This window comes from Vibrio sp. 2134-1, from assembly GCF_033339495.1.
Genome location: NZ_JAWOUS010000002.1, coordinates 354241 through 380085 on the forward strand (window position 1 = coordinate 354241; position 25845 = coordinate 380085).

The following is a 25845-nucleotide window of genomic DNA, read 5'->3' on the forward strand; positions in this document are numbered from 1 at the left end:
TCGGAGGGTTAACTATGGGAAAAATTCATGAATTTGAACACTATTTCATCACATAGCTTCTTTCAAATGAACAACAAAATCCAAAACTACGCTTGGGGAAGCACCTCTTCTATTCACGATTTGTTTGGCTTTTCTAACGAAACGAATGAGCCTCAAGCAGAAGTATGGATGGGTACTCACCCAAACGGCTGCTCTGAAGTTCAGATTGAGCAGAACACGCTGCCTTTGTCTGAACTGATCAAACAAAACCAACCCGCTTACTTATCAGCAGAAACCGCAGCGAAATTTGGCGACCTGCCCTTTCTGTTTAAGATCTTAGCGGCCGAACATGCACTGTCGATTCAAGTTCACCCAAGCAAACAAGATGCCGAAATAGGCTTCGAAAAAGAACAAAGTGCCGGGATCCCACTAAACGCAAGCCATCGTAACTACAAGGATCCAAACCACAAACCTGAGTTGGTGTACGCGCTGACAAGTTACCAAACCATGAACGGTTTTCGCTCGTATGCCGAGATTATTGAGGCATTTAGCCTTTGCGATATCGATGAGCTACGCGCGCCTCTTGACACATTCAAACGCGAAATCAACTCACAAGGTTTACGCGATTTCTTTGTGCACATTCTTACCATGGAAGGAGAAACAAAAGAGCGAGCACTGAAACAGCTTCTTGCCCACGCTTCACGTCAATCGGAGCAAGGCACTGACAGCGACGTTTTCCAGCTCATCTTGGATCTATCCACTCAATACCCCGGCGATGTCGGCTTGTTTGCGCCATTACTGTTGAATGTCATCACGCTGCAACCTGGCGAAGCGATGTTCCTGAGCGCAAGAACGCCACACGCTTACATTAAAGGAACGGGATTAGAGATCATGGCGAACTCAGATAATGTTTTGCGTGCAGGACTCACGCCGAAACACATGGATGTTGAAGAACTGGTTAAATGCACAGATTTTGTGCCTAAGCCGTTTAACAGCCTTGTTCTTAAACCCAATGCCAATGGTTGCCAAAGCCTTTATCCGGTCCCAGTGGCAGACTTTAGTTTCAGCATTCTTAACCAACCGAACAATGAAGTGGTTGAGGCAAACAGCGCAGAGATTTTGATGGCGATTGATGCCGACCTGACACTCATCAGTGATAACGGTGAGACGTTAACCGCTGCGAAAGGACAATCTGTATTTGTTCCTGCTTACGTTGGCCATTACCGTATTCAAAGTGCGGGACGTGTGGCTCGCGCCTTCAACTAGTTTTTGAATAACTGATTCAAACTAACGTCTGACCCAAGGGACTGGGTTAGACAATTTATTCCTTTCATAGATTGAACCATTCCGCTTTTAAGGCACTCATGCTTACACCTTGCCGAATCCAAACACCTACAGGCCAGTTTCTCTAAGAGCCATAACCTCCCGGCTCTGCCATTTACTGCAACATTCATTGTCAAAACCCATTTATTTCCGGTAAATTCGCCGCTCCAATATAAAATCACTTGGATAATAAAGGCGCTTGCACAGTGGTATTTGTTGCAAAACGTATAATCAACGTTGTAATCAAAGCCCCAATCACTACAATCTCTGGTTCGATTTTTCAGTTAACGTTTGTATGCCGAAGTTAAACCAAGATAACCCTGTTCAAAGCTCCGCCCTTTCCGATATCGAAACCAGCAGTAAGATTCAATCGGCATTAGAACCGAAGTTTCACAAGCCAGAGAAACGTCTCTGCTTAAGCCCTGGCCTATCGGATAAGCATTTGGCGCGCCGTTGGCAAGTATTGGAACAAGTGACCAATAAAGATCATCTTCTTGATCCTTTCACACAGTCACATTGCGACGCTTACTCCAACAACATCGAGCACTTCATTGGTACTGTCAATGTGCCGGTCGGCATCGCAGGTCCTTTACGCGTCAACGGTTTGTATGCGAACGATGACTTTTTGGTTCCGCTCGCAACGACAGAAGCCGCGTTAGTCGCTTCCTACAACCGTGGCGCAAATCTTATCACCGCCGCTGGTGGCGCGAGCGCATTGTTACTAAGTGAAGGGGTGAGCCGAACACCAGTATTCGCCTTTAATCACCTTGCTGACGCCGGCCAGTTCGTCAGTTGGGTTGTGACCCAGTTTGACGTATTTCGTCAAATTGCGGAATCCACCACCTCACATGGCAAACTCAAAGACATCAATGTAAATATCGAAGGAAACCATGTTTATTTGGTCTTTGAATACGTGACTGGTGACGCTTCCGGACAAAACATGGTGACCATCGCAACAAACGAAGTGTTCCATCATATTTTGGCGACCAGCCCAATCAAACCAACTCAAGCATTCTTGGATGGCAACTTATCAGGCGACAAAAAACCAAACGCACACACACTGCGCTCGGTACGCGGTAAGAAAGTATCCGCCGAAGTGACCATTCCTGCTGAGTTGGTGGAAAAATATCTGCATACGACGCCGGAGTCTATGGTTCAATTTGGCAAAATGACCACAGTGGGCGGTTTACTCAGCGGGACAATTGGCGTCAACGCGCATTACGCAAACGCCCTTGCCGCGCTGTACATTGCTTGTGGTCAAGATGCCGCTTGCGTTGCAGAGTCTGCCATTGGAATCACTCGTATGGATGTGGACGCTCAAGGCAACTTGTACGCGTGCGTGACCTTGCCAAACATCATGGTGGGAACGGTTGGCGGTGGTACTGGCCTTCCAACGCAAAAAGCATGTTTGGATATTTTGGGTTTGCACGGCAACGGCAATGCGAAAGCGTTAGCCGAAGTCGCAGCTTCGCTTTGTCTAGCTGGCGAACTCTCGATTGTGGGCGCATTTTGTGCCGATCACTTCTCTCGTGCTCACCATAAGCTTGCCCGAAAATAACCTTTGTTGCTTTGTACAAGAGAACATCCGTGTGGTTTTCTCTTGTGTAAACCAATGGACTTTATTTATTGGCTCAATAATTTCTTGAAACTAACTTAAGCCTTAACAAACATACCAATCTCTTGTTAACAGTACTTTAGCTGTCCCCCTTCTATATCCATTGCGATATCTCTGCTTGTCACTCTTCATTGGCCATATTTAATATCAGTATCTTAGAAAAAATAGCATCAAAAACTTCTAGCACTATAGTACCAAATTCACCGTTTGAGTTTTTTGTTCACCACTTATAGCTACTATACTCGCCTATGCAGCTGCTTGATTTTCATAAATTTACTAAACAGCTCAAAAGAGCTTAATAACTCCCGTTAAATGGACTTAAATCGTTACTTCGGGTAAGCGAGTTAACTATGAGACGTCAGAAGCTAAATAAAATCTCTGCTTGGGTACTAGGATTGGCTATCTTATTGTTGAGCCATGTGTCTAATGTATCAGCACAAATACAGCAATCCCCATCCGATCAAACCGTTGCGCGTTTTCTCTATCAAACCTCTTTTGGACCAACACCTGCGTTAATTAATGAGGTTAGGGAAAACGGGTTAGAGGATTGGATACAGAAACAAATCAACCTGCCAGCAACCTACCATCAACCACTTTATCAAACGCCTTTTTCTAAAGGCCTACAGTCAAACCGAGAAAATGCTTGGTATCAAATTGTTGTTACTGCTGAAGATCAGCTTAGGCAGCGAACGGCTTATGCATTGAGTCAGATCGTAGTCGTTTCTCGTTATGGCGGCGTTCTTTCCAGCAAACCTACAGGGTTGGTGAATTACTACGATCTGTTGGTTGAACATGCGTTTGGCAACTACCGAGACCTGTTGTACGACGTTTCCATCCATCCAGTCATGGGAAGCTATTTATCTATGCTCGGTAGTGCAAAAGAAAATAGTACGACAGGAACGCTTCCCGATGAGAACTTTGCTCGAGAGTTAATGCAGTTATTCACTATCGGTTTGTATGAACTCAATTTAGATGGCAGTAAAAAACTAAACCACGCAACAGGCAAACCTATCCCCACGTACAATCAAACTGATATTCAAGAGCTCGCGCGAGCATTAACTGGATGGAAAAATTCCGACATCGCATTCGTGAAACCGATGCGAGTTATCAGTCAAAGACACGACACCGGCGAGAAGCGATTTCTAGGGAACGTGATCCCATCGGGTCTAACCGCACAAGAAGAGCTTTCAAAAGTGATTGATATGTTGATGTCTCACCCAAATGTTGCTCCATTTGTTTCAAAGTTACTTATCCAACGTTTGGTCAGTTCAAATCCAAGCCCAGAGTACGTCGCGCGTGTTGCTACGATATTTAACAACAATGGGGAAGGAGAAAAAGGCGATCTAACCGCCGTTGTTCGAGCCATATTGCTCGACCCTGAAGCATTAGGGATGACGGATACCCCGCCTATAAAAGTGAAAGAACCGATACTGGTCCTGACTAATTTTCATCGAGCATCAGGTTTTACGGTTAAAGGCTCACGTTACGAAGACGCAACAACGATGATGAACATCGCTAATCAAGGGCCGCTTCGTTCTCCTTCCGTGTTTAATTTTTACTCTCCAGACTATCAGCCGTCTAACGAGTTTACGGAGTCTGGTATTAACTCTCCAGAGTATGAACTTCTCAATTGGTCTGTTTATACCGATTTGGTCAACTATATGTTAACCAGCACTCGTAGAGGAGGTGGTGATTCCTACCACTTCGATCTTAACGAGTTTTATCTTCTTCTGGACGATCACCGTGCCTTAGTCGAATTGGTTAACGAGCGTTTCTTTGCTGGAACGGCTTCTGCTGAATTGAAAGAGCTCATGCTCACCGCCCTGAATGATTATCGTGGGGACTATGTGCCAACAACAAAACTCGCTCTAGTGATATTTACCGCCATTTCTGGCGACGAATTCTATATTCAGGATTAGGAGTGAATTATGGATATTTCACGACGACATTTTATACAAAGCACGCTATCGATGGGCGCACTAGCCTCTCTTAGTCTGCCAGGTTACTCTCTCGCAGCGCCATCCAATGACTTTCGAGCATTAATATGTGTGTATTTAGCAGGCGGAAACGATGCATTCAACACCATACTGCCATTATCGGAGGCGCACTATCGTCAATATTCCAAAGTCAGAGGGCCACTCTCTGTCGCCAAAGAAGACATACTCCCTATCAATTTAAGTGCTGTCGATAGCTCAAATCACCCAGTGAAGCTCGGCTTACACCCAAAGTTAAATGCGTTAACTTCCGTTTTCGAACAAGGCGATGCCAGCATCGTGCTCAATAGTGGCATTCTCAACCATCCCGTCACCAAACAAGCTATTGAGCAAGGTGAAGCATCACTTCCCGAGCAACTGTTTTCTCATAATTCTCAAACAGACGCTTGGTTACTTGGTGGAATGAGCGAGTCTAAAAATCTTGGTTGGGCTGGCAGAATGTTGGATGTATTAAACTCTGAATCAGAAATAACACCGCTATACAGTGTGCATGGCAACTCGCTTTGGTTACGGGCAATGGAACACCGCCAAACCGTCCTGAAAAAAGATCGCGCGGTTCAGCTTACCGCGATTGATAACCCTTTATACAAAGGTATCTATGATCGCCTTCTCTCTCATCAAACTGACAATCCATTTAATGGTCATTTTAATTTGATGGTTGATGAGTCGATGGTAATGAGCAGTGTACTGAGCGAGCAACTCAACCACATTGCTGACGAGCCGCTGTTTACGTCGTCGACGCTCGGCAAGCAGATGCAAACCGTGTACAAATTGATAGCAAGCCAAGATGTCCTGAAGCAGCAACGACAAGTCTTTTTCGTTAAACACTCTGGGTATGACCTACACGATTCGCAACTGGCACGTCATCCAGTGTTACTTGAGGATCTCGCGACAAACCTTTTAGCAATGTATCGTGCGGTCGAACGGTTAGGGCTAAACAAGCAAGTCACCTCTTTCACTATGTCTGACTTCGGTCGACGGATGATGAGCAACGGAAATGGTACCGATCATGGCTGGGGTGGCCATCAACTATTAATTGGAGGCGCGGTAAATGGGAAACAACCTATCGGTACATGGCCGGAACTAATACTGGGCGGAAACGATGATTACTCTCAAGGCCGACTCATACCCAAAATTGCCGCTGATCAAGTTGGTTCAACACTAGCGCAGTGGATGGGCGTGAGTGATAACGCTGCACTGGAATACGTGTTCCCGAACATCCGTAATTTTACTCATTCAAACCTGGGTTTTATGGCTTAAGATATTTTACAGGTTAGCTGTAGAACGCATCATCAAATAAGGGAGCCTCGCGCTCCCTTACTCATCTTATGTTTGCAGAGTGTCCGTTACACCTCGTCGCGACGGCGTTCGTTACACAGCTTAATGGCACGCTCAAGTAATTCTAACGCGGATTGCTCACATTCAGGCAGAACCGCATCACTTTCAGAAACTGGCGTTACGCGGTCACCCCATTTCAATACTGCCGCACCCCATGTCAAACCTGCACCAAACGCAGCAAGAAGCATATTATCACCTGGGTTAACTCGACCTTGCTCTACCGCTTCACACAATGCAATTGGCACCGTCGCAGCTGAAGTATTGCCATAGTTTTGAATGTTAACAAACGCTTTGTCGTGTGGAATTCCAGACAGGTCACACAAGGTTTGAATAATACGAATATTCGCTTGATGCGGAATCACAACATCGATTTGTTCCGTCGTTAACTGTGATGCTTTCAGTACGGTTTTCGCAGCTAGCCCCATACCTTTTACCGCACGTTTGAAAATTTCTTGTCCTACAAAGTTGAAATCCCAGTAACCGTTGTCTTCCGCAAAGCGATCCATACAAGTACCAAACTTTGGTACGGACAGAATATCGCGGCCTTTTGCGTCACAACCGATTTGAGACTGTAGTAAACCCGTTTCTTTTTCCGTTCTTGATAACACAACGGCGCCCGCACCATCACCAAATAGAACAGCGGTATCTCGCATTGCCCAATCGATGTAGAAAGACAATCTTTCCGCACCAATAATGATCGCGTTACGATAGTTACCTGATTGAATCAAACGTGTGCCCGTTTCTAGGCCATAGACAAATCCCGTACATGCGGCATTTAAGTCAAAGGCAGCGGCTGCACGAATACCTAGGTTCTGCTGTACCTTAGACGCGATATTTGGAATCAATGAATCTGGTGAACAAGTCGCCACAATGATTAAATCCACGTCTGTTGCATCGACGCCTGCTCGAGCTAATGCATGTTTAGCAGCAACGGTCGCCATGTCTGACGTGTTTACATGACTAATACGGCGGTTTTCGATACCAGTGCGGGTACGAATCCACTCATCGGAAGTATCGAGGAAAGTGCTAAGATCATCGTTAGAGAGCACGGCTGGCGGAACACATTTCCCCCAACCTGTAATTTCAGCGTAGTAATTTGTCATCGCAGACCTATTTATTGTTGTATTTTAATAAAATTTCTTAGAACCTTAGGCTCAAATACAAACCTGCGCTGCGTTATTTCGGCAGGTTAAAAAATAAGTATACAAATAATGAGGCTGACTGGTAAGTCATGTTTTCATCAATACGTAATAAAGGAAGAAGTCATGTCATCGTTTAAAACTCGCTGCCCTTCGTGCGGCGGTCTAAATCGTGTCCCTAATGAGCGCGTTGCCGAATCTGCAACTTGCGGTAAATGTAAAAGTGCACTTTTAGACGGCTCGCCTATCGAAGGTACACAAGATAACTTTTCTGCTCTATTACAAAGTGATATGCCTGTTGTAGTAGATTTTTGGGCCCCATGGTGCAACCCGTGCGTTGGCTTTGCTCCTGTTTTCTCTGATGTTGCTCATGAGCAAGCCGGAACGGCTCGTTTTGTTAAGATTGATACCGAAGCTCAACAACAACTTGCGACGCAATTTGGTATTCGCAGTATTCCTACCATTATGGTTTTCAAGAATGGTCAACGCGTTGATATGATCAATGGTGCGTTACCTAAAACTCAATTCGATCAATGGTTAAATCAAGCACTTACTAAATAATCTTCCACGCCAACCTTGTTTGTAGGTTGGCGTTTTTATGCAACTTATCAACCTATCTAGTTAACAAATATTATTTATCGAAACGACTTAAATTTATCATTTTACTTGCCTAACTATTAGCCTCATATTCGCGCCGAATAACCCTTAGATTTCATTTAACTTATAGGCGCAAAACAGTGGAAAACACAGTCGTTCCTGCAGCATCACCACGAGTTACAGTTCCAGTCGTCGCACTGTCTCTTTATGCGGTGGCTTCGGGCTATTTAATGAGCTTGATCCCTCTCATGCTCGGTGAATACAACATCTCAGCAGATTACGCGAGTTGGTTGGCGAGTGTGTTTTATGGCGGCTTATTAACCGGTGCTATTTTTATTGAACGTATCGTACGTCAAGTTGGTCACCGTAACGCGTTTATTGGTTGCTTGGCCGTATTTTCGCTAACTATCGTCACACTACCCGTGTTTGCTAACGGATTGATGTGGCTTGCCGCTCGCTTTATTGCGGGTATCGCGGTTGCTGGTGTTTTTGTCATTGTTGAGTCTTGGCTAATGTCTGGAGACGAAGCATCGCGTGCGAAACGTTTGAGCTTGTACATGCTATCGCTTTATGGTGGTTCAGCATTAGGCCAGTTTGGTATTGGCGTGCTTGGCGTAAGTGGCGGCGTTCCGTTTATTGCGATCACGACGTTGATCCTAATGGCGATGCTGGTGCTAATGTTCATTGAGTGTGAGCAGCCAAACAGCCATGAATCAACCGCTTTATCATTTAAGCAAATTGCCAAACTAAACCATGCAGCAATTATTGGTTGTGTTGTTTCAGGTTTGACCTTAGGCGCGATCTACGGATTAATGCCAGTTGAGTTAACTAACCGTAAAATTAGCCATCAAGACATTGGTACATTGATGGCGCTAGTGATTCTAGGTGGCATGCTAGTTCAACCAATGGTGACCGCGTTAAACAAATACATGAGCCGCACAGTGCTAATGGCGTTTTTCTGTATTTTGGGTATTTTTTCGATCGGTATGACGTTTATTTCCTCGTCAGCCGTGGTATTGGCTGCTGCATTATTCTTTTTAGGTGCAGCTACTTTTGCTTTGTACCCGATTGCAATCAACTTAGGTTGCGAAGGTCTTGATGAACGCTTTATTGTCTCTGCGACACAAGTCATGCTGTTTAGCTACAGCATCGGCTCTGTTGCTGGTCCTGTTGTCGCTGATAAATTCATGGGCCAAGAACACGGCTTGCTAGGCTACTTGTTTGCCGCTTTGGTTGCGACTGGCGTATACATGCTACTTGCTGCGAGCAAAACCAAGCAGCGTATGGCCGCTGGCCTCTAACCACGCCGCTTCTACTCAACGAAAACGAGGGCATGTCGCCCTCGTTTTTTTATTCTTCGAATTTTTGTTTAGATAAACGCTTGTGACGGTTTGACGCGTTCGCTGCAGGCTTTTCCGGTACCATGCGCTTTTCATGAAGCAAATGACGAACCGCCAAGATGGGATGTTTCAGTAACATTCTGGGGCCAGAGTAACGCATGACCAAACGCATTTGTTCTTTCGGCTCTGGTTTGTAGCAGTGAATCGGACATTTGTTACACGTCGGTTTATTCTCTCCATAAGGACAGCGGTCGAGGCGCACTTCTGCGTATTCAAGCAGCTCACGACATTCTGAGCATAAGTCACGTTTTGTTCCATGATGGTCATGACAGTAAACCTCTACCATGGCTTTTACTGTCTTAAATTCAGTGGCGAGTTTGCCAAGTAAAATATCGCTCATGCGCTATCCAAAAATCACAACATCATTGTGTAAAGTTCTAACGTGCGGCCATTATCATATTGCTGCTCAACTCGTTCAAACTCAAAGCCCAGTTTTTTGAGCAAACTTATACTACGAATATTGTCATTATTGGTGATGGCAACCAAATTATCGAGTTTCATTTCCTCTCTAGCGTATTCCAGCACTGCGGTTGCAGACTCCGTTCCGTAGCCGAAGCCATAAGCGGAAGGTAAAAATCCATATCCGAGATCATAGTATTGTAATGTGTCACGTTTAACCAACCCACAAATCCCGATGGGTTGCCCATCTTCTTTCTTCTCTACAACGAGTAAACTCACGCCTTTAATTTGTTGCATGCGTAGCATGTTTTCTTTTATGTAACGCGCCGCTTCATATTCGGTACGAATTTGTTTGTCTCCGACAAAACGGTAGAAGTCTGGGTGGTTATAAAGTTCTAGTATAAATGGTGCATCATCTACACTCACAAGACGCAGTATCAAACGTTCGGTGTACAGTGTTTTCATTTGGGCTCCATTAAAACGCGATAGATGATTGGACATAGGAACGTACTTGAATTTTGCGACCGATACCGGCGCTTATTTAGTTGTAACTTGATAAAAAAGTAACTATCCTGCCTCGCTAAATTAAAGGACCACCACCATGAACCGCAAGAAGAAAATCAATCAGATCTTGAAAGCGAAGCAGAAGAAGCATAACGCTAAGCTACATAAGAGCAATAAGCCGCGTTATATCTCCAAAGCTGAACGCGCAAAAATGGAAGCTGAAGAACAAAACCAAGCTTCAGAACACACGGAAAACGTTGTAGACACAGCGCAGACAGATCAAGCCTAAAAGAAAAGCCGCTTTCAGCGGCTTTTTTGATATTCGGAGAGAGTTAGCTTTAGTATTCGACACTGTAGTTCAGTGTTAATGTGCGACCTCTTCCTTTGTAGTCGTACGCTGCTGCATCGTAGTGTGCTGCATAAAGAATCTGCGCACGTTGTCCCCAAGCGGTTGTGTAGTCTTCGTCAAATAGGTTTTGAATACCAAAACCTAACTGCCCGATAGGTAGTGTTACGTTACCAAGAAGATCAAACGTAGTGTATCCATCTAGTTTATTGTTTGCGTCATCTTCGTAATCAAACATCGTCTGGCTTTGTAAACGTACTGAATAGCCATCCTGATAGTAAGCCGCCCACGCGTTCGCTTTTGATGTACTTGCTTTACCCGCGCTTAGATCTTCCCACTTACCGTTGGTTTTCAGCTCAGAAACCACATAGTGACCTGATGCACCTAACAAAATATCACGGTTTACCCAGTAGTTAATGTTTGCTTCGGCACCGTATACACGTTTCTCGTCATCAACATTGGTGATTAGGAGCGTCTTCTTGTCATACTTGATTGAGTTATCCGACACCGAGTAGTAACCCGCCGCTTGCAGTGCGACAGTATCGGTATCTAATCGGTAACCGATTTCATAGCTGTCCGTTTTGATGCCCGACATTTTTGAGTCAGATACGTTAATGCTATTGTTCAACGCGTAGTGACCATTTGCATCCGCGGCATCGTAGCTACCTTGGCCGTAGTACTTTGCAGGATCAGCGAGTTCGAAACCTTGAGAGAAGTTCGCCCAAAGCTGAGATTCATCGTTAAGCTGATAAATGGTGCCCAAATTAAATAAGCTCACAGAGTAGTCAGTGCTGCCACCTGGTACCGCATCCGCTGATACACCATTACCCGATGCGATCTTCTTTTGTATACTATAGGCAACAAAATCATCAATCTTATTGTCCATGTATTGGTAGCGGTAGCCTGCTTGTACTGACCAATCTTGATTGATTTGGTAATCCCCTTGGACAAACATTGCGTAAGACGCCACATCAACATCTGGGTAACGCCCCACTTCGGCATAGGTTCGATTAATTAAGTTCCCAGAGCTGTTCGCAATGGTTGGATCGAACAGAGCCTGGTTACTTTCAAAACGGTCTAAGTACGCATCGACACCATAAACAAGTTTGAATGACTCCCAGCTTTTAGCTAACGCTAAGCGCCCAGCAAAAACTTCTGTTTTTTGTTGAGAGGCACTTTGGTAATAAGGAGTAAAGGTTTGGTCTTCACTACGGTAAGATAACTCGCCTATCAGTTGATGACCGAATACGCTGTCGTGAGCGTAGTTCGCACTTAAGAGAACTCGCTCTGTACCATGTTCACGGTCGGAATCGAACCCCTCTCGTACGTCAACAAATTTATTGTTAACAATGTACAAACCGTATGGCGAATCTTGCTGGCTGTCATAGTATTGTGCGACAAGGTTTAACTTGCTGGCATCGGAGATTTGAATCTCGGTCGATCCCATAACATCGAGCGTTGAATTATACTGCAAAGAGCCCTGTGAAATGTCTGGGGTGACAATGTCGCCATTTGCGTCAAATGCACCTTGTGTCTCGGTGTACACAACCGAACCTCTAGCGGTAATTCGCTCATTACCACCCGAGATAGACTGAGCGAGTTTGTAATCAAAGTCATCGCTGCTATTAAAACCTGTAGTGCCACTCACGTAGGATTCAAACGACAAGTCATCCGAGTACGCTTTCTTGGTGATAATGTTAATAACACCACCAGTAGCGCCTGCACCATAAATGGAGGTTGCACCAGATAGTACTTCAATTCGCTCGATGTTGAATGGGTCTATTGCGTCTAACTGACGACTAATCGGGCGAGAAGACTGTAACGAGACACCATCAATCATTACCAACATTGCTCTACCGCGAAGGTTCTGACCATAGTTAGTTCGACCACCGGTGCCGACGTCTAAAGAAGGGATGGTTGCAGAAAGAATATCACCCAGTGTCTTGCCCGCACGATATTGCTGAGCAATCTCTTCTTGGCCAACAAACCAAACCGTTCCTGGAATATCGGAGATCGATTTCGGCATCACACTGCCTACAACAACCAATTGCTCATCGCTCGGAGTCGATGTTTGTTGAAGATCTTCTGCTGCTATTGAGCTAACTGCGTATCCACTGCTCATCGCAAGTACGATGAGATTGAAAGAAAACGTCCTTTTCATCATTGTATTTATCTTTTTGTTGTCAACAAGAGCATGCAATGATACTTATTCTCACTCTCAAATCGAGCACTGTTACACAAGTTAAATAAATGTTAATTAAGAACCTTCTTGCTCATAAGCTGTCGATTTTCCTCTAAACGAGGACAATCTGCACAAAGCTTTCTGCCTTCACACTTATAGACTAAACAACAACTTTTTCTTACTAACTTTAGCGGCTGATCAGATTCCGTCTCATGAAGTGAGCGACTATTATCAACATCCAAACCCATTGCGCTTAGCCACAAGACCGCATGCTCCTGAAGTGTCGAGTTAGTCATTTGCGGAAAGCGCTGTTGGAGACGAATTAAACAAGCCATGATTCCGTCCGACATCAATTGATGGGTGAAGCCAGGACGAATGCGTGTCCATTGACTCATCTCTTGTTGATAGAAGTCGAACAGTTCTCGGATTTGACGCCCCGCCTCTTTTATCAACGCTTCTGGCTCGCCATGTATATGCGCTTCGTCGGCGAATCGGTACCCAGAAACAAAACAAGGTTTGAGGTGCTGCGCTATCTCGCGAATGTTTGGCAACGTGTGGTAACCGTAAATAGAGATGAATGCGACATAAACTGGCTGCCAACAAAGTAAATCCCACGTTCTTGTCAACCAATATGCTTTTCCCGCTTCCGGATGAGCCTCCGAGATTTGCTGGTAAAGGACTTGGATGATCGGGTTGATATCATTCTCTATATGGATAGCTTCTTGCCCTATCTCGCCGATATCACCGTGTAGGTAAGGTGTAATCTCACTCGAAGTTTGAAACAGTTGCGGGAAAAATTGCTCAGACATGGTGGCTTATTGTTGGTGTAGTCATTCTGACACCTTTATACCCAAGCCCCAATCGCAATGCAAACTATTATCCTTTGCGTTTTCATAACAAAGAAGCACTCTTAGGGTTAGTTATGACTGTATTTCCGAGTTCTGTGAAGCTGTAAGGTCTGGTTACGTATGCGATGAATAGCAACAAACTCTTAAACCTCTTCGCATTTAACGCTCACATGATCGCAAAAATACACAGCATAAAAACACCCTGATAAAACTGTGTTAACAGTTTCCCTGTGTAGCGTGAGTTATTGCCAATAATTGAATATTGCTGTTTCTTATCCAGCGGATTGTGAACAACATGAAGTATTTTCTTTCTGAATATCGAGACAATACAAAGAGGTAATTTGGCTATGTAGCCCTCTGTTTTGAATAAGGAAATCCACATGTTGTATCTTGAGTTTCTATTTTTGCTCGTGATGCTGTATATCGGCTCACGTTATGGTGGTATAGGCCTTGGGGTCGTATCCGGAATTGGCTTGGTGATTGAAGTATTCATCTTTAAGATGCCGCCAACCTCTCCTCCTGTCACCGTCATGTTGATCATTTTAGCGGTGGTAACATGTGCTTCCATTCTTGAAGCCGCTGGCGGTTTGAAATACATGCTGCAAGTTGCCGAGCGTGTGCTTCGTAAGAACCCAAAACGCGTCACCCTTATTGCTCCGTTCGTGACTTACTTTATGACCTTCCTACTTGGTACAGGTCACGCGGTTTACTCTATCATGCCAATCATTGGCGACGTTGCACTTAAAAACGGCATTCGTCCTGAGCGTCCTATGGCTGCCGCTTCTGTCGCCTCTCAAATCGCAATCACGGCATCACCAATTTCAGCGGCCGTAGTTTACTACTTGGCGCAACTCTCTGATATTCAACACGAGATCACTCTGCTCTCAATTCTGCTCGTTACCGTACCTGCAACGCTATTCGGTACGTTGTTGATGTCACTTTACAGCCTAAAGCGTGGTAAAGAGCTAGACGACGATGAAGAATACCAAGAGCGTTTGAAAGATCCTGTGTGGAGAGAAAAAATCCTCAACACAACTGCAACGTCTCTTGATGAAGTACTACCAACAAGTGCTCGTAACTCTGTATTGCTGTTCATTGCTTCTATCTTGGTTATCGTCGTTATCGCGATGTGGCCAGACATTCGTACCATCGTAGATGGCTCGAAGCCAATCAGCATGGCAGTTGTGATTCAAATGATGATGCTCTGCTTCGGCGGTATCATTTTGCTTGCGACCAAAACTGACCCGCGTGACGTACCAAATGGGGTGGTATTTAAATCTGGTATGGTGGCGGCGATTGCTATCTTCGGTATTGCATGGATGTCAGATACCTACTTCCAGTACGCTATGCCTCAATTTAAATCTGGCATCGTAGAGATGGTAACCAACTATCCTTGGACATTCGCGCTTGCGTTATTCATTGTGTCGGTTGTGGTGAACTCTCAAGCTGCAACGGCTCGCATGATGCTGCCTGTTGGTCTCGGCTTAGGTTTGGAACCTGCGCTGCTTATCGGCTTGATGCCAGCGGTATACGGCTACTTCTTTATTCCCAACTACCCTTCAGATATCGCGACTGTGAACTTCGATACATCGGGCACAACTAAGATTGGTAAGTGGTACTTCAACCATTCATTCATGTCTGTGGGCTTAATCGGCGTGATTGGTGCGTGTTGCTTGGGTTACTTGCTAGGGCAAATGATCATTCCTTCGTAACTAGCCAAATCAACGATAAATTAGAGGCGAGTCATTGTACGTTTTCGTACAGCCTGAGTGACTCGCCTTTCTTTATTGCACTATTAACTACAGCAGGAAATCGTCATCAATCGCGACAAAATTGTCGGCACAATCAATCAGAGTTTGAGATGTAAGTTTAGGTACACCATAAACGGTCACCGTTTTATTGAAGCGCTGCTGAATTCTCTCTACTAGCAGACTAAAGTCTCCATCTCCCGAAACTAGAATCACTTCCTCAACTTCGGGAGCAATTTCAATTGCATCGAGAGTAATACCCACATCCCAATCGCCTTTCGAGCTACCATCACGACGCTGGATGTAGGGTTTAAGCATCACCTCAAAGCCAACACCACGAAGAATATGGTGGAACTGACGTTGCTTGGGATCATTGCTCGCAATAGCATAAGCACGAGCACTTACCACCTCTTTCCCTTGTGTGGCAACATACCAAAACTGGTTGTAATCAAAATTGCTTCGATACGCTTCGCGACAGGTGTAATACACATTCTGTACATCAACCAAAATAGCGATTTTTTGTTTGCTTTCCGAACTCATCTATTTCTACGCTCAATTTATTTGCTGCCTACCCTATGCCAGTTTTGGAAAAAGCACAATGAGCCAATTCCACTAAACTTAACGTATAAAAAGTTATTTGGGTTTCTAGGGGAACTGTCATGGGCGGAAAGTTACTAGTGATACTACTTTCTTGTATCTTGTCATCGACAGCATTTGGTTATCCAGCGCACTCCAAATACTGGCCACATAGAAGTGTGCTCTACTTTGCGCCGGAAAATGATGAATACGTCAAACAATTCTTGCTAGAAACACTTATGAATGAGTGTGAGTTGGAAGACAGAGATGTCGTCACACTGGTCATTACAGAGCAAGGGTATACCTTTCCTGCTTGGCTTAAAGAAGAGTTCGACTTAAAAATGCTAGCTCGTCTTTATGAGGTCGAAAAAGGATCTCACACCGCTATTTTGCTTGGTAAAGATGGTCTAGAAAAGCACCGCTGGGGCGCAGAAACAGACTGGCCGTTTATCAACAACCTCATTGATCAAATGCCTATGCGTAAGCAAGAAATGCAGAGGCAGCAAAGCCCCTGTAAAATATAGTCACTTCTGGGCAATGTTACTTTGCGAACCAATCCAACTTGTTGTGAAGTTGAGTCACGCTGCCAACCACAATCAATGCTGGGCTCACGGCTTGCTCTGCCATGCTCGATAGCTCGTTCAACTTTCCTTGGAACACACGCTGCTCTGGGCGCGTACCGTTTTCAATAATGGCGCATGACATCTCAGGATCTAACCCATGAGTGATCAGCTTATCCATAATGTGGCCGCTTTGCTTCAAACCCATATAGAACACAAGTGTGTTGTTGGATTGCGCTAGTGAATGCCATTCAATCTCACGACCATCTTTTTGTACATGACCAGTGATAAATTGAACGCTTTGTGCATGGTCGCGGTGTGTTAATGGAATACCAGCATAAGCCGTCGCGCCCGCCGCCGCCGTAATACCCGGAACCACTTCGTATTTGATGCCAAATTCGGCTAGCTCTTCTAGCTCTTCACCACCACGGCCAAAGATAAATGAGTCCCCACCTTTTAGGCGCACAACGCGTTTACCCTCTTGCGCTTTCTGCACCAAGATTTGGTTAATTTGATCTTGAGGCACACAGTGAAAGTCCAATTTTTTTCCTACGTAAATCATCTCTGCTGATGTATGGGCCAACTCAAGAATATCTTTTGATACCAATCGGTCGTACACAACAACTTCAGCCGCTTGAATGGCTTTTAAGCCTTTTACTGTGAGTAAATCAGGATCACCTGGACCTGCACCAACAAGAGAAACAAAGCCGCTGTTTAAAGATGAGTTAACAGTTGTCATATCAACGCCTATCGAAAATTTGGACATAAAAAGTAACACTCAAGTCATTAACTCAAGGTTAAAATCACCCCAAGGAGTTATTACTTTTTATAGCTAAATCAATACAATACTTATCGAAAGTTAAATGAGTTGAACAGCCCTACCTATCATAGGTAGGGCCAGATAAAAGCGGTTTATTTTGCGATTGCAGGCTGTGCTTTTACTTCTTCTTCAGCATTGATAGAAGGCGCAGTTTTAGCGTGAGTTAGGTACAGTGGAATACAAGTCATTACTAGACCACCAACAATGTTACCTAGGATGGTTGGGATAAGGTTGAAGTTCAACCAAGTCGCGATACCAAAATCCGCACCTAGAATCATACCTAGTGGGAATAAGAACATGTTTACTACTGTGTGCTCGAATACTAGTGCGAAGAAGATGAAGATTGGGAACCACATCATTGCTACGCGACCAGACACTGAACGTGCCGTCATGTTGCCGATAACGCCTAGACACACCATTAGGTTACAGAAGATGCCGCGTACGAAACATGTGATCCATCCGTCCATACCCATGTTTTCAAAACCAAGGCTACGCGCCGTAGAAACAGCGACAAATTTCTTCGCTACTGCGTTCAGTTCTAGAGAGAAGTTACCTGTTAGAGAGATAGCCACTAGGTAAGCAACGATCAGAGAACCGATAAGGTTACCCAAGCCTACAAGACCCCAACAACGGAAGATACGACCCCAAGTGATGCCCGGACGGTTAGCAAACTTAGCCAGAGGCGCTAGACCAAAAACACCGGTCACTAGGTCATACCCCATCACACTTAGAATTACGAAACCAACGGGGAAAACAAGTGCTCCTACAAGGCCGATACCCGTTTGTACAATCGCGGTAATAGCAACCACCACCGCAAGCGAAAGAATAACGCCAGCCATCGTACCGCGAAGCAGAAGATCTCGCGTGCTTGTATTGGTTTTCGCTTCACCAACATTGATCATGGTTTGCACGAATTCTGCAGGCTTAAAATCAGTAGACATGAATGTGTCCTTATCCAAAATTGAAAGTTAAAAAGTTAAAGATTGAATAGAGAAAGGCTTCCCGTTGACACCTGAACGCTGTCTACAACACCTCGCTTCCCTGTTCCCCTGAGATGATGCTTGGAAAGCCTTTGTCTATTAAATCTAGGTTTCAGTTCATTCCCTCCCCCTAAGAGGAGGGAATGAAAACCAAGCTTACGCAGAGATTTCTACTTCGCCGTTGGTTACACGCGTTTTGTACGCTTTCACGCTAAAACGTTCGTCTTCCATGCACGCACCTGTTGTCAGGTTAAAGCGCTGCTTCTTAAGTGGGCTAGCCACCCAAAGCTCGCCTTGGTGCTCACAGATCAAACCGCGAGAAAGCACGTTTGATTGGAAGAACGGATCTGTGTTGCTGATAGCCAGCACTTCTTCTGCTTGTGTTGGGCGAAATACCGCAACTTGCTGACCATCAACCAGTGCACAAACACCCGTGCCCGGTACGATGTCGCTGATTTGGCAAATCTTTTCAAATGACATAATCAACCTTCCCTTATGCTTCAGTGATCGCTACGTGTAGGATGTCGCCTTTCGCTTCAGGGTGTTTTTCCGTGAAGGTTGCTGGGCGGTGCTGTTCACGCTCTTGTACAAACACGACGTTTTCATCGCGCTTGTCAGAGTTGATGAAGTGCGCGAAACGAGTCAGTTGTGATTCGTCGTTGATAGTCGCAGTCCACTCACACTCGTATTCGTCGACAAGTTTCGCTACGTCTGCTTCTAGTTGCGCGTTGATGCCAAGTTTGTCGTCAACAATCACTTCGCGTAGGTAGTCAACGCCACCTTCCATGTTTTCCATCCAAACTGATGTGCGTTGTAATGGCGCAGCAGTACGGATGTAGAACATCATGAAGCGGTCGATGTACTTGATTAGCGTTTCTTTATCTAGGTCACTTGCAAGTAGGTCTGCGTGACGAGGTTTCATACCGCCGTTACCACATACGTACATGTTCCAGCCTGCGTCAGTCGCGATGATACCAAGGTCTTTACCTTGTGCTTCCGCACACTCACGAGTACAACCAGAAACACCGAACTTCATCTTATGAGGTGTACGAATGCCTTTGTAACGGTTCTCGATGTAGGAACCTAGACCAACAGAGTCTTGAACACCGTAACGACACCACGTTGAGCCAACACAGGTCTTCGCCATACGAAGGGCTTTTGCGTACGCCTGACCTGTTTCGAAACCAGCGTCGATAAGCTTGCGCCAGATCTCTGGAAGATCGTCTTTTTGAGCACCAAACAGACCAATACGTTGAGCGCCAGTGACTTTGGTGTATAGGTTGTATTCTGCCGCAACGTTCGCTAGCGCACCCAGTGCTTGAGGTGTTACTTCACCACCCGCCATACGTGGAATAACAGAGTAAGTACCGTCTTTTTGGATGTTACCTAGGAAGTTATCGTTCGTGTCGTGCAGCTTAACCAGTTGTGGCTTAAGAATGTGCTCACCCCAGCAAGAAGCCAAGATAGAACCAGCCAGTGGTTTACAAACTTCACAGCCGTAACCTTTACCGTATTTCTCTAGAAGCTCATCAAACGTTTTGATCTCTTCAATACGGATTAGGTGGAACAGCTCTTGGCGTGAGTATGCAAAGTGCTCACACACGTCGTTCTTCACTTCGATACCAGATTTAGCAAGCTCAGCATTTAGAACAGACGTAACTAGAGGAATACAACCACCACAGCCTGTACCTGCGCCAGTCACTGCTTTGATGTCACCCAATGTATGGTGACCATCAGCAACTGCTTGTGCGATCTTGCCTTTTGTCACGTCGAAACATGAACAGATCACTGCGCTTTCTGGTAGAGCGTCTGCACCTAATGCTGGTTTCTCAGCGCCTGCGTGAGCAGGAAGGATCAACGCATCTGGGTGTTCTGGTAGGTCGATTTCGTTCAGCATAAGTTGAAGCAGGTCGCCGTAGTCAGAGGTGTCGCCAACCATAACCGCGCCAAGCAGTTTCTTGTTGTCTTTAGAAACGATAAGACGTTTGTAAACTTCTTGTTCTTCGTTCTGGTAAACGTAACTCTTACAGCCTTCAGTACGACCGTTCGCGTCACCGATTGAACCTACTTTTACACCTAGAAGTTTCAGCTTCGCAGACATGTCAGCGCCTTCGAATTTGCTTTCTGTGTTACCTAGTAGGTGATCAACAGCAACTGTCGCCATCTTGTAGCCAGGAGCAACAAGGCCGTAGAACATTTCGTTCCAAGAAGCACATTCACCAATCGCGTAGATGTTCTCATCAGAAGTCTGACAATGGTCGTTGATAGCAACACCGCCACGAGGTGCCACTTCTAGCTCCATTTGGCGTGCTAGTTTGTCTTGTGGACGAATACCTGCAGAGAATACGATGAAGTCTGTTTCTAGCTCTGAGCCGTCAGCAAAACGCATAACGTTGCGTGCGTTTGTGCCTTCTGGCGCAATCTCAAGCGTGTTTTTGCTAGTGTGAACGTTCACGCCCATACGCTCGATCTTTTGTCGAAGTTGGTTACCACCAGCAAGGTCAAGTTGCTCAGCCATTAGCTTCGGTGCGAACTCAACAACATGCGTTTCTACACCCAGTGCTTTCAATGCGCCTGCTGCTTCAAGACCTAGCAGACCACCACCGACAACAACGCCTGATTTGCTCTTCTTCGCACACGCTTCGATCGCTTTAAGATCTTCGATAGTACGGTAAACAAAACAGTCTTTGCTTTCGTGACCTTTGATAGGTGGAACAAATGGGAACGAGCCAGTAGCAAGAATCAGCTTGTCGTATTGAACTTCACGGCCAGTGCTTGAGTAAACAATGCGGTTTTCACGGTTGATGTTAATCGCGCGTTCGCCGATCAGCATGTTAATACCGTGTTTCTCGTAGAAGCCTTCTTTTACTAAAGAAAGTTCATCTGCAGTATGGTGAGAAAAGTAAGAGGAAAGGTGCACACGGTCGTATGCGACACGAGGTTCTTCACAGAAAACCGTAATGTCTATATTAGACATATCAGCTTTCTCGACTAAGTCTTCAATATAACGGTGCCCTACCATACCGTTACCGATGACTACTAGCTTCAACTTGCTCATTATAATTCCTAAGGGTTAGGTTCTTATCACTGAGCTCATTGTTAGTTGTGAAAGAAAATTAATACATGATGTAAATCAATTACAATTTCAAACTACCCTAAAGGGGTAGATGAACGTATTTATCTGACTATTGCGAAATAAAAAGTAATTTATTAACGGATATTGGTAGTTTTAACAAACTGAGATAACCGAAGCCATGCTAGCAACGGACTATACCGTTTTGCTTTTATGAAGTTAGGCTGACCATCGAAACCGAGCACACCTACGATAAATCCTGTTTTGCTTCTAAACGACGCACTCACTTGACTTCACCGTTTCAAGGTGATCAGAGAACAATATCTGAAGTGATTGAAAGATTTAGAAAAATCAAGCTTCACAACAAAAATTTTTTACTAGCTAAGTCGCACTATAAAGACTAAAATCAGGTTTAGTTCATATGGAATAGCGTCCATATGATTGATACCGTAATTGACATATAGAGTGCCGTCCCATTTTTGTGAGGCGGCCTTTTATTTGGGAGTCATAAAATGTCAGAAAACAATTCTATCTACATCTCAAGCTTAGATATGAACCGAATCACGGCTTTGTTGGATAAAATGCCAAACATCGCAGCGGAGCTTGTGGAATTAGAAGCAGAGCTCGACCGAGCAACAGTTCTTGAGCCAGAACAAATGCCAGATAACGTGGTCACGATGAACTCGACTGTAGAGTTTAAATTTTCAGGTGAAGATAGAACCATGACAAAGACACTGGTTTACCCTTCTGAACTGAAAAGCAGTGATGATATCTCTATTTTTGCGCCCGTAGGCAGCGCACTGATCGGTTTGTCTGTTGGTCAAAAACTTGACTGGCCAATGCCAAATAATCAAGTGAAGACAATTGAAATTGTCGATATCACCTACCAGCCTGAGCGTTGTGGTGCACTAAACCGCTAACCCTCAGTAGTCCCGGTGCAAAGGCCTCCATTTAAGACTTTGCACCAGGAGAGCCCCTCGCTTACCCCCTATTTCCTTCTTTGTTTTCCAAGCATTTACTTTGCTGCTCTTAAGTAACATCACCGATTCTTTATTATTTACCGCATATTCAATACTTATATCTCCAAGCTCAATCATAGAAATTGCAAAGTATTTTTCGTATATTGTCGCTCCGAAAACGACGTAAATTATGCGCAAAATGGAAGAATATCTAACTCGAATTGCCTGCTTAGAAAAAGAAAATGAAGAGCTGAAGCGGAAAAATGCGCGACTACAAGAAAAGTTGAATGCTGCACTCGACAGTAATGGACTGTGTTTGTGGGAGCAGCATATTCCTTCAGGTACTTTGACGATATTCAACATGCAGTGGGGCAAAATGCTAGGTTATCAGCCCCATGAGTTAACCGCGACGGTTGAAACGTGGAAAAACAATCTCCACCCTGAAGATTATGATCTTGCGGTGGGTGCATTTGAAGATCACCTAGCTGGCAAAACCGACCTTTATGAGGTAGTTCATCGCATGATTCATAAAGACGGCAGTGATAGTTGGGTCTATGATCGAGGCCGCATCGTCGAGTATGGTTCTGATGGCGAACCACTACGGATGATGGGTACTCATATCGATATTACAAAAGAAAAGCGTTATGAGCAGCAACTGGCCAAGTTGGCTTCGAGTGATCCATTGACTGGATTGTTAAATAGAAAAGCAATTGAGGAAAACTTTAATCATCAACCTCAAACCGAACCGTCTCAGCAGTCTGCTTTAGTGTTTGTTGATATAGATAATTTTAAAGCAGTTAACGACCAGCTAGGCCATCATACTGGCGACACCCTCCTCATCAATATCGCCAATAGCTTAACAGAGCTTGCGTCAAGCAAGTCTCAAGTTGGACGCATAGGAGGCGATGAATTTGTTATCTTAAACTGGCATTCAAGTCGAGAGGAAATATCCCAACTTTGCAATCAACTCTTAGATTCAATCATTCCAGCGATAAATCAAGACTTACATAAAGTAACGATAGGAATGAGTATCGGTGTTTGTCTCTTTAACAAAGGAAAGCAACCGTTTAATGAAGTGTATCAAAAAGCCGATCACGCAATGTATGAGATAAAGAAAAATGGCAAAAATGGCGTTGCCTATATCCAGATATAATAAGTCTCTTGTTTTTTGAAATTAATATTTCTTTAATTTGACAATTTTCTCTACGGAATTGATAGCGTCTTATTTTTAATAAGTCATTTATATAGGAAACAAAAGAAATAACAAACAATTAAGAGTGTTGCATACTACACGGTGTAATATTATTACTGTTTTTGTGACTGCTTTTGTTGCATACAATATTATTTCTTATTATTTTTATAAAAACCACCAATAACAAGTAGTTAAACATTATAATTCATAAACTTATAAAAACCGAAATGCATGGTTGAATTTTAACCACCCCTTCTGCTAATATCTCGCCTCGTGTTTAAAAGTAATAAACACACACAAATATAAAACAAACTTTATAAAACATAATGCACACTTGATCATTACTGGTTCTATTTGGGTAGAGCTCGTTATTTATTTTATTTAAAACATTATGAATTTGTAATTTCATTTAATATCAAAATATTAAGTAGGTATATAAATTGAAGAAGGTCATCCTCCCTCAATTGGGCTTTGTTGCGTCAAATTTACGCTTGCTAGCTCTTGGCTTTGTAACCCTCGTGTCAGCATATTCTTTTTCATCAGAGGTTTATTCTGAGCAAGTGGCTAGTGGTGAACAAAAAACATTAGTTGTACTCGTCAATTTCCAAGAAAACCCTCAAGAGATCCCGATCTCTAAAGAAGACGCCCATCATGTGGTTTTTAATACCGTTAGCGACTTCTATTCGCAAATGTCCCAGGGGCAACTTTGGCTAACTGGTGATGTTGCTGGAACATTCACCTTGCCGATATCAAACCAAATTTGCGATGATGATGCTGTAGCTGCGGAAGCCAACAAAATGGCTGAAACTGCGGGATATCAACTATCAAACTATGACCGTTTTATCTACTTAACAACCAAAACTGGATGTGCATCAGAAGGCTCTGGTAGTCAAGGAGTAACTCCCTCTAGAGCGTCAATAAATGCGGTTTTCGAGCCTCGAGTTATCGCCCATGAATTAGGACATAATTTTGGATTGCATCACGCTTCCGCACTCGACTGTAAAGACGGTACGTTGGCTGGTGATTGCCGTGTCATAGAGTACGGTGATAGCTACGATACGATGGGTAACTACGATATGGGTTACTTTAGCGCCTTCCAACTGGAAAACTTAGGGTGGCAGACCTCCCCTGCTCAAATCATTTCTAGTGATGGTGTTTACTCTATTGATGCCTATGAAGACTTTGAAAGTACTTCATCAAAAGTTTTAAAAATCCCAAGAGGTACCGATCCAATTACAGGCCAGCGCCAATGGTTTTACGTTGAATATCGACAAGCTCTTGGCTACGACAGCTTTTTACGTGACCGTTCGTACATCGTATACCGCCAAGATGTGACAGAAGGTGTGGTTGTGCGCCTAGCGACAGACGGTGATCTTAAAAGTAGCCGCTTGCTACACATGAAGCCTGACTCCACTTTCAAACAATTATTTGGGAGTAATGACTGGGAAGACCCCGCTCTTCCAATCGGTGGAACGTTCACCGATCCAAAAACAGGCGTGTCGATTACTTTGGAAAGTGCTAATGGTCAAAACGCACAGGTCAGTGTCATATTTGGTGGTGAATCAGGGCAATGCGTTGCGACATCGCCTCTACTCTCTCTAACCCCACTTTCAGGTTTTGATGCTAATGCCGGAGAAACATTAGCGTATAATCTTAAAGTGACGAACCAGAACAATACAGAATGTGCAGACGCGACCTATACAACAGCTTTAAGCGTTCCTGACGGTTGGAATTATGACGCAAGAGCCTTGACGGTTCCTTCCGGCATGAGTGCAGAAACGACGGTCATGGTTACGTCAAACAGCGATGCTCAACCGAACTCTTACAGCATAGCCGTTGACGTTATAGATGCTGAAAATGAACAATCAGCCAAAACCGAGCTACCTTACACAGTGTTATCTGAGTCAACGTCACCACTTGAAGCGGTGAATGATAGCGCAACGATCAGTGATAAATCCGTCGTTCGCATCCAACAGTTAAATAATGACTCATTTGAACAATCGACTTCTCTTGCAATTACGGTCGCTAAGCCAAACAAAGGCAGCGCCCGTGTACTGAGCGATGGCTCCATTGAATACATACCTTCGAAGAAGTTTAAGAATAATGATTCATTCACTTATACGATCAGTGACGGTCAATCTTCTTCAACCGCGACGATTAGCATCACCTTACAATCGAGTTCTGGTGGGAATGGTGGTGGAAACGGTAAAGGGAAACCGAACTAAATCACGCAATTCAATATGAAAAAGCCTGGAGAATACTCCAGGCTTTTT

Annotated in this window: 22 protein-coding genes; 12 read left to right on the forward strand and 10 right to left on the reverse strand. The window is 44.4% G+C overall.

Annotated features, from left to right (window positions below; translation table 11 throughout):
• Positions 1–27 precede the first annotated feature (27 nt).
• From manA to R7R78_RS04000, 4 genes are all read left to right on the forward strand, one after another.
• Complete coding sequence (manA, locus tag R7R78_RS03985; protein WP_225473097.1) at positions 28–1245, forward strand: mannose-6-phosphate isomerase, class I; 1218 nt, start codon at positions 28–30, stop codon at positions 1243–1245.
• A 352-nt stretch (positions 1246–1597) separates the two neighbouring features.
• Positions 1598–2860, forward strand: coding sequence for a hydroxymethylglutaryl-CoA reductase (locus tag R7R78_RS03990; protein ID WP_225473099.1), 1263 nt, complete (start codon positions 1598–1600; stop codon positions 2858–2860).
• Positions 2861–3267: 407 nt separating this feature from the next.
• Positions 3268–4836: a DUF1800 family protein gene (locus tag R7R78_RS03995; protein ID WP_213866327.1), complete on the forward strand. Its 1569-nt coding sequence runs from the start codon at positions 3268–3270 to the stop codon at positions 4834–4836.
• A gap of 9 nt (positions 4837–4845) precedes the next feature.
• Entirely contained in the window at positions 4846–6171 is a 1326-nt protein-coding gene (locus R7R78_RS04000; RefSeq protein WP_053349916.1) for a DUF1501 domain-containing protein, read from the forward strand.
• A gap of 86 nt (positions 6172–6257) precedes the next feature.
• Here the strand turns inward: R7R78_RS04000 and R7R78_RS04005 are convergent, their stop codons facing one another.
• Entirely contained in the window at positions 6258–7352 is a 1095-nt protein-coding gene (locus tag R7R78_RS04005) for a ketoacyl-ACP synthase III (protein ID WP_053349917.1), read from the reverse strand.
• A 162-nt stretch (positions 7353–7514) separates the two neighbouring features.
• On the opposite strand from R7R78_RS04005, the gene trxC reads away from it, so the two are divergent.
• Together trxC and R7R78_RS04015 are read left to right on the forward strand one after the other, a co-directional pair.
• Entirely contained in the window at positions 7515–7949 is a 435-nt protein-coding gene (gene trxC / locus R7R78_RS04010) for a thioredoxin TrxC (protein WP_005387991.1), read from the forward strand.
• A 176-nt stretch (positions 7950–8125) separates the two neighbouring features.
• Positions 8126–9286 (forward strand): MFS transporter, encoded by a 1161-nt coding sequence (locus tag R7R78_RS04015; RefSeq protein ID WP_033907039.1) that lies wholly within the window; start codon positions 8126–8128, stop codon positions 9284–9286.
• 49 nt (positions 9287–9335) lie between these two features.
• Here R7R78_RS04015 and R7R78_RS04020 read toward each other — a convergent pair whose 3' ends face one another.
• A complete protein-coding gene (locus tag R7R78_RS04020; RefSeq protein WP_054575964.1) occupies positions 9336–9725 on the reverse strand; it encodes a nitrous oxide-stimulated promoter family protein in 390 nt (129 codons plus the stop codon).
• A 14-nt stretch (positions 9726–9739) separates the two neighbouring features.
• The gene (locus R7R78_RS04025) at positions 9740–10249 is read right to left on the reverse strand and encodes a GNAT family N-acetyltransferase (RefSeq protein ID WP_054579612.1); all 510 of its coding nucleotides are present in this window, start codon (positions 10247–10249) and stop codon (positions 9740–9742) included.
• 136 nt (positions 10250–10385) lie between these two features.
• Between R7R78_RS04025 and R7R78_RS04030 the strand changes: the two genes are divergently transcribed.
• Positions 10386–10577 carry a DUF2986 domain-containing protein gene (locus tag R7R78_RS04030; protein WP_005376066.1) on the forward strand — a complete coding sequence of 64 codons (192 nt, stop codon included), beginning with the start codon at positions 10386–10388 and terminating at the stop codon, positions 10575–10577.
• A 49-nt stretch (positions 10578–10626) separates the two neighbouring features.
• On the opposite strand, the gene R7R78_RS04035 is transcribed toward R7R78_RS04030, so the two are convergent.
• Positions 10627–12798: a TonB-dependent receptor gene (locus R7R78_RS04035; protein ID WP_225473101.1), complete on the reverse strand. Its 2172-nt coding sequence runs from the start codon at positions 12796–12798 to the stop codon at positions 10627–10629.
• 89 nt (positions 12799–12887) lie between these two features.
• Positions 12888–13625 (reverse strand): siderophore ferric iron reductase, encoded by a 738-nt coding sequence (locus R7R78_RS04040; protein ID WP_025767741.1) that lies wholly within the window; start codon positions 13623–13625, stop codon positions 12888–12890.
• Positions 13626–14044: 419 nt separating this feature from the next.
• Here R7R78_RS04040 and R7R78_RS04045 point away from each other — a divergent pair, with 419 nt between their 5' ends.
• Positions 14045–15376 (forward strand): anaerobic C4-dicarboxylate transporter, encoded by a 1332-nt coding sequence (locus tag R7R78_RS04045; RefSeq protein ID WP_005376060.1) that lies wholly within the window; start codon positions 14045–14047, stop codon positions 15374–15376.
• Between the two features lie 87 nt (positions 15377–15463).
• On the opposite strand, the gene R7R78_RS04050 is transcribed toward R7R78_RS04045, so the two are convergent.
• Positions 15464–15952 (reverse strand): NYN domain-containing protein, encoded by a 489-nt coding sequence (locus tag R7R78_RS04050; RefSeq protein WP_005387978.1) that lies wholly within the window; start codon positions 15950–15952, stop codon positions 15464–15466.
• A 119-nt stretch (positions 15953–16071) separates the two neighbouring features.
• Here R7R78_RS04050 and R7R78_RS04055 point away from each other — a divergent pair, with 119 nt between their 5' ends.
• Positions 16072–16512 carry a DUF4174 domain-containing protein gene (locus R7R78_RS04055; RefSeq protein ID WP_005376058.1) on the forward strand — a complete coding sequence of 147 codons (441 nt, stop codon included), beginning with the start codon at positions 16072–16074 and terminating at the stop codon, positions 16510–16512.
• Positions 16513–16528: 16 nt separating this feature from the next.
• On the opposite strand, the gene cobA is transcribed toward R7R78_RS04055, so the two are convergent.
• The 4 genes from cobA to nirB form a co-directional block, all read right to left on the reverse strand.
• On the reverse strand, positions 16529–17287 hold the full coding sequence (cobA, locus tag R7R78_RS04060) for a uroporphyrinogen-III C-methyltransferase (protein WP_225473103.1): 759 nt from the start codon (positions 17285–17287) through the stop codon (positions 16529–16531).
• Positions 17288–17460: 173 nt separating this feature from the next.
• Positions 17461–18309: a formate/nitrite transporter family protein gene (locus tag R7R78_RS04065; RefSeq protein ID WP_225473105.1), complete on the reverse strand. Its 849-nt coding sequence runs from the start codon at positions 18307–18309 to the stop codon at positions 17461–17463.
• 195 nt (positions 18310–18504) lie between these two features.
• The gene (gene nirD / locus R7R78_RS04070) at positions 18505–18828 is read right to left on the reverse strand and encodes a nitrite reductase small subunit NirD (RefSeq protein WP_005387969.1); all 324 of its coding nucleotides are present in this window, start codon (positions 18826–18828) and stop codon (positions 18505–18507) included.
• A gap of 13 nt (positions 18829–18841) precedes the next feature.
• The gene (gene nirB / locus R7R78_RS04075; RefSeq protein WP_225473107.1) at positions 18842–21406 is read right to left on the reverse strand and encodes a nitrite reductase large subunit NirB; all 2565 of its coding nucleotides are present in this window, start codon (positions 21404–21406) and stop codon (positions 18842–18844) included.
• Between the two features lie 527 nt (positions 21407–21933).
• Here nirB and rnk point away from each other — a divergent pair.
• The 3 genes from rnk to R7R78_RS04090 all read left to right on the forward strand — a co-directional run bounded on the left by rnk (position 21934) and on the right by R7R78_RS04090 (position 25797).
• Positions 21934–22341, forward strand: coding sequence for a nucleoside diphosphate kinase regulator (rnk, locus tag R7R78_RS04080; RefSeq protein ID WP_005390213.1), 408 nt, complete (start codon positions 21934–21936; stop codon positions 22339–22341).
• 238 nt (positions 22342–22579) lie between these two features.
• Positions 22580–23533: a GGDEF domain-containing protein gene (locus R7R78_RS04085; RefSeq protein ID WP_225473174.1), complete on the forward strand. Its 954-nt coding sequence runs from the start codon at positions 22580–22582 to the stop codon at positions 23531–23533.
• Positions 23534–24012: 479 nt separating this feature from the next.
• Complete coding sequence (locus tag R7R78_RS04090) at positions 24013–25797, forward strand: Ig-like domain-containing protein (RefSeq protein ID WP_225473109.1); 1785 nt, start codon at positions 24013–24015, stop codon at positions 25795–25797.
• The last annotated feature ends 48 nt before the right edge of the window (positions 25798–25845 follow it).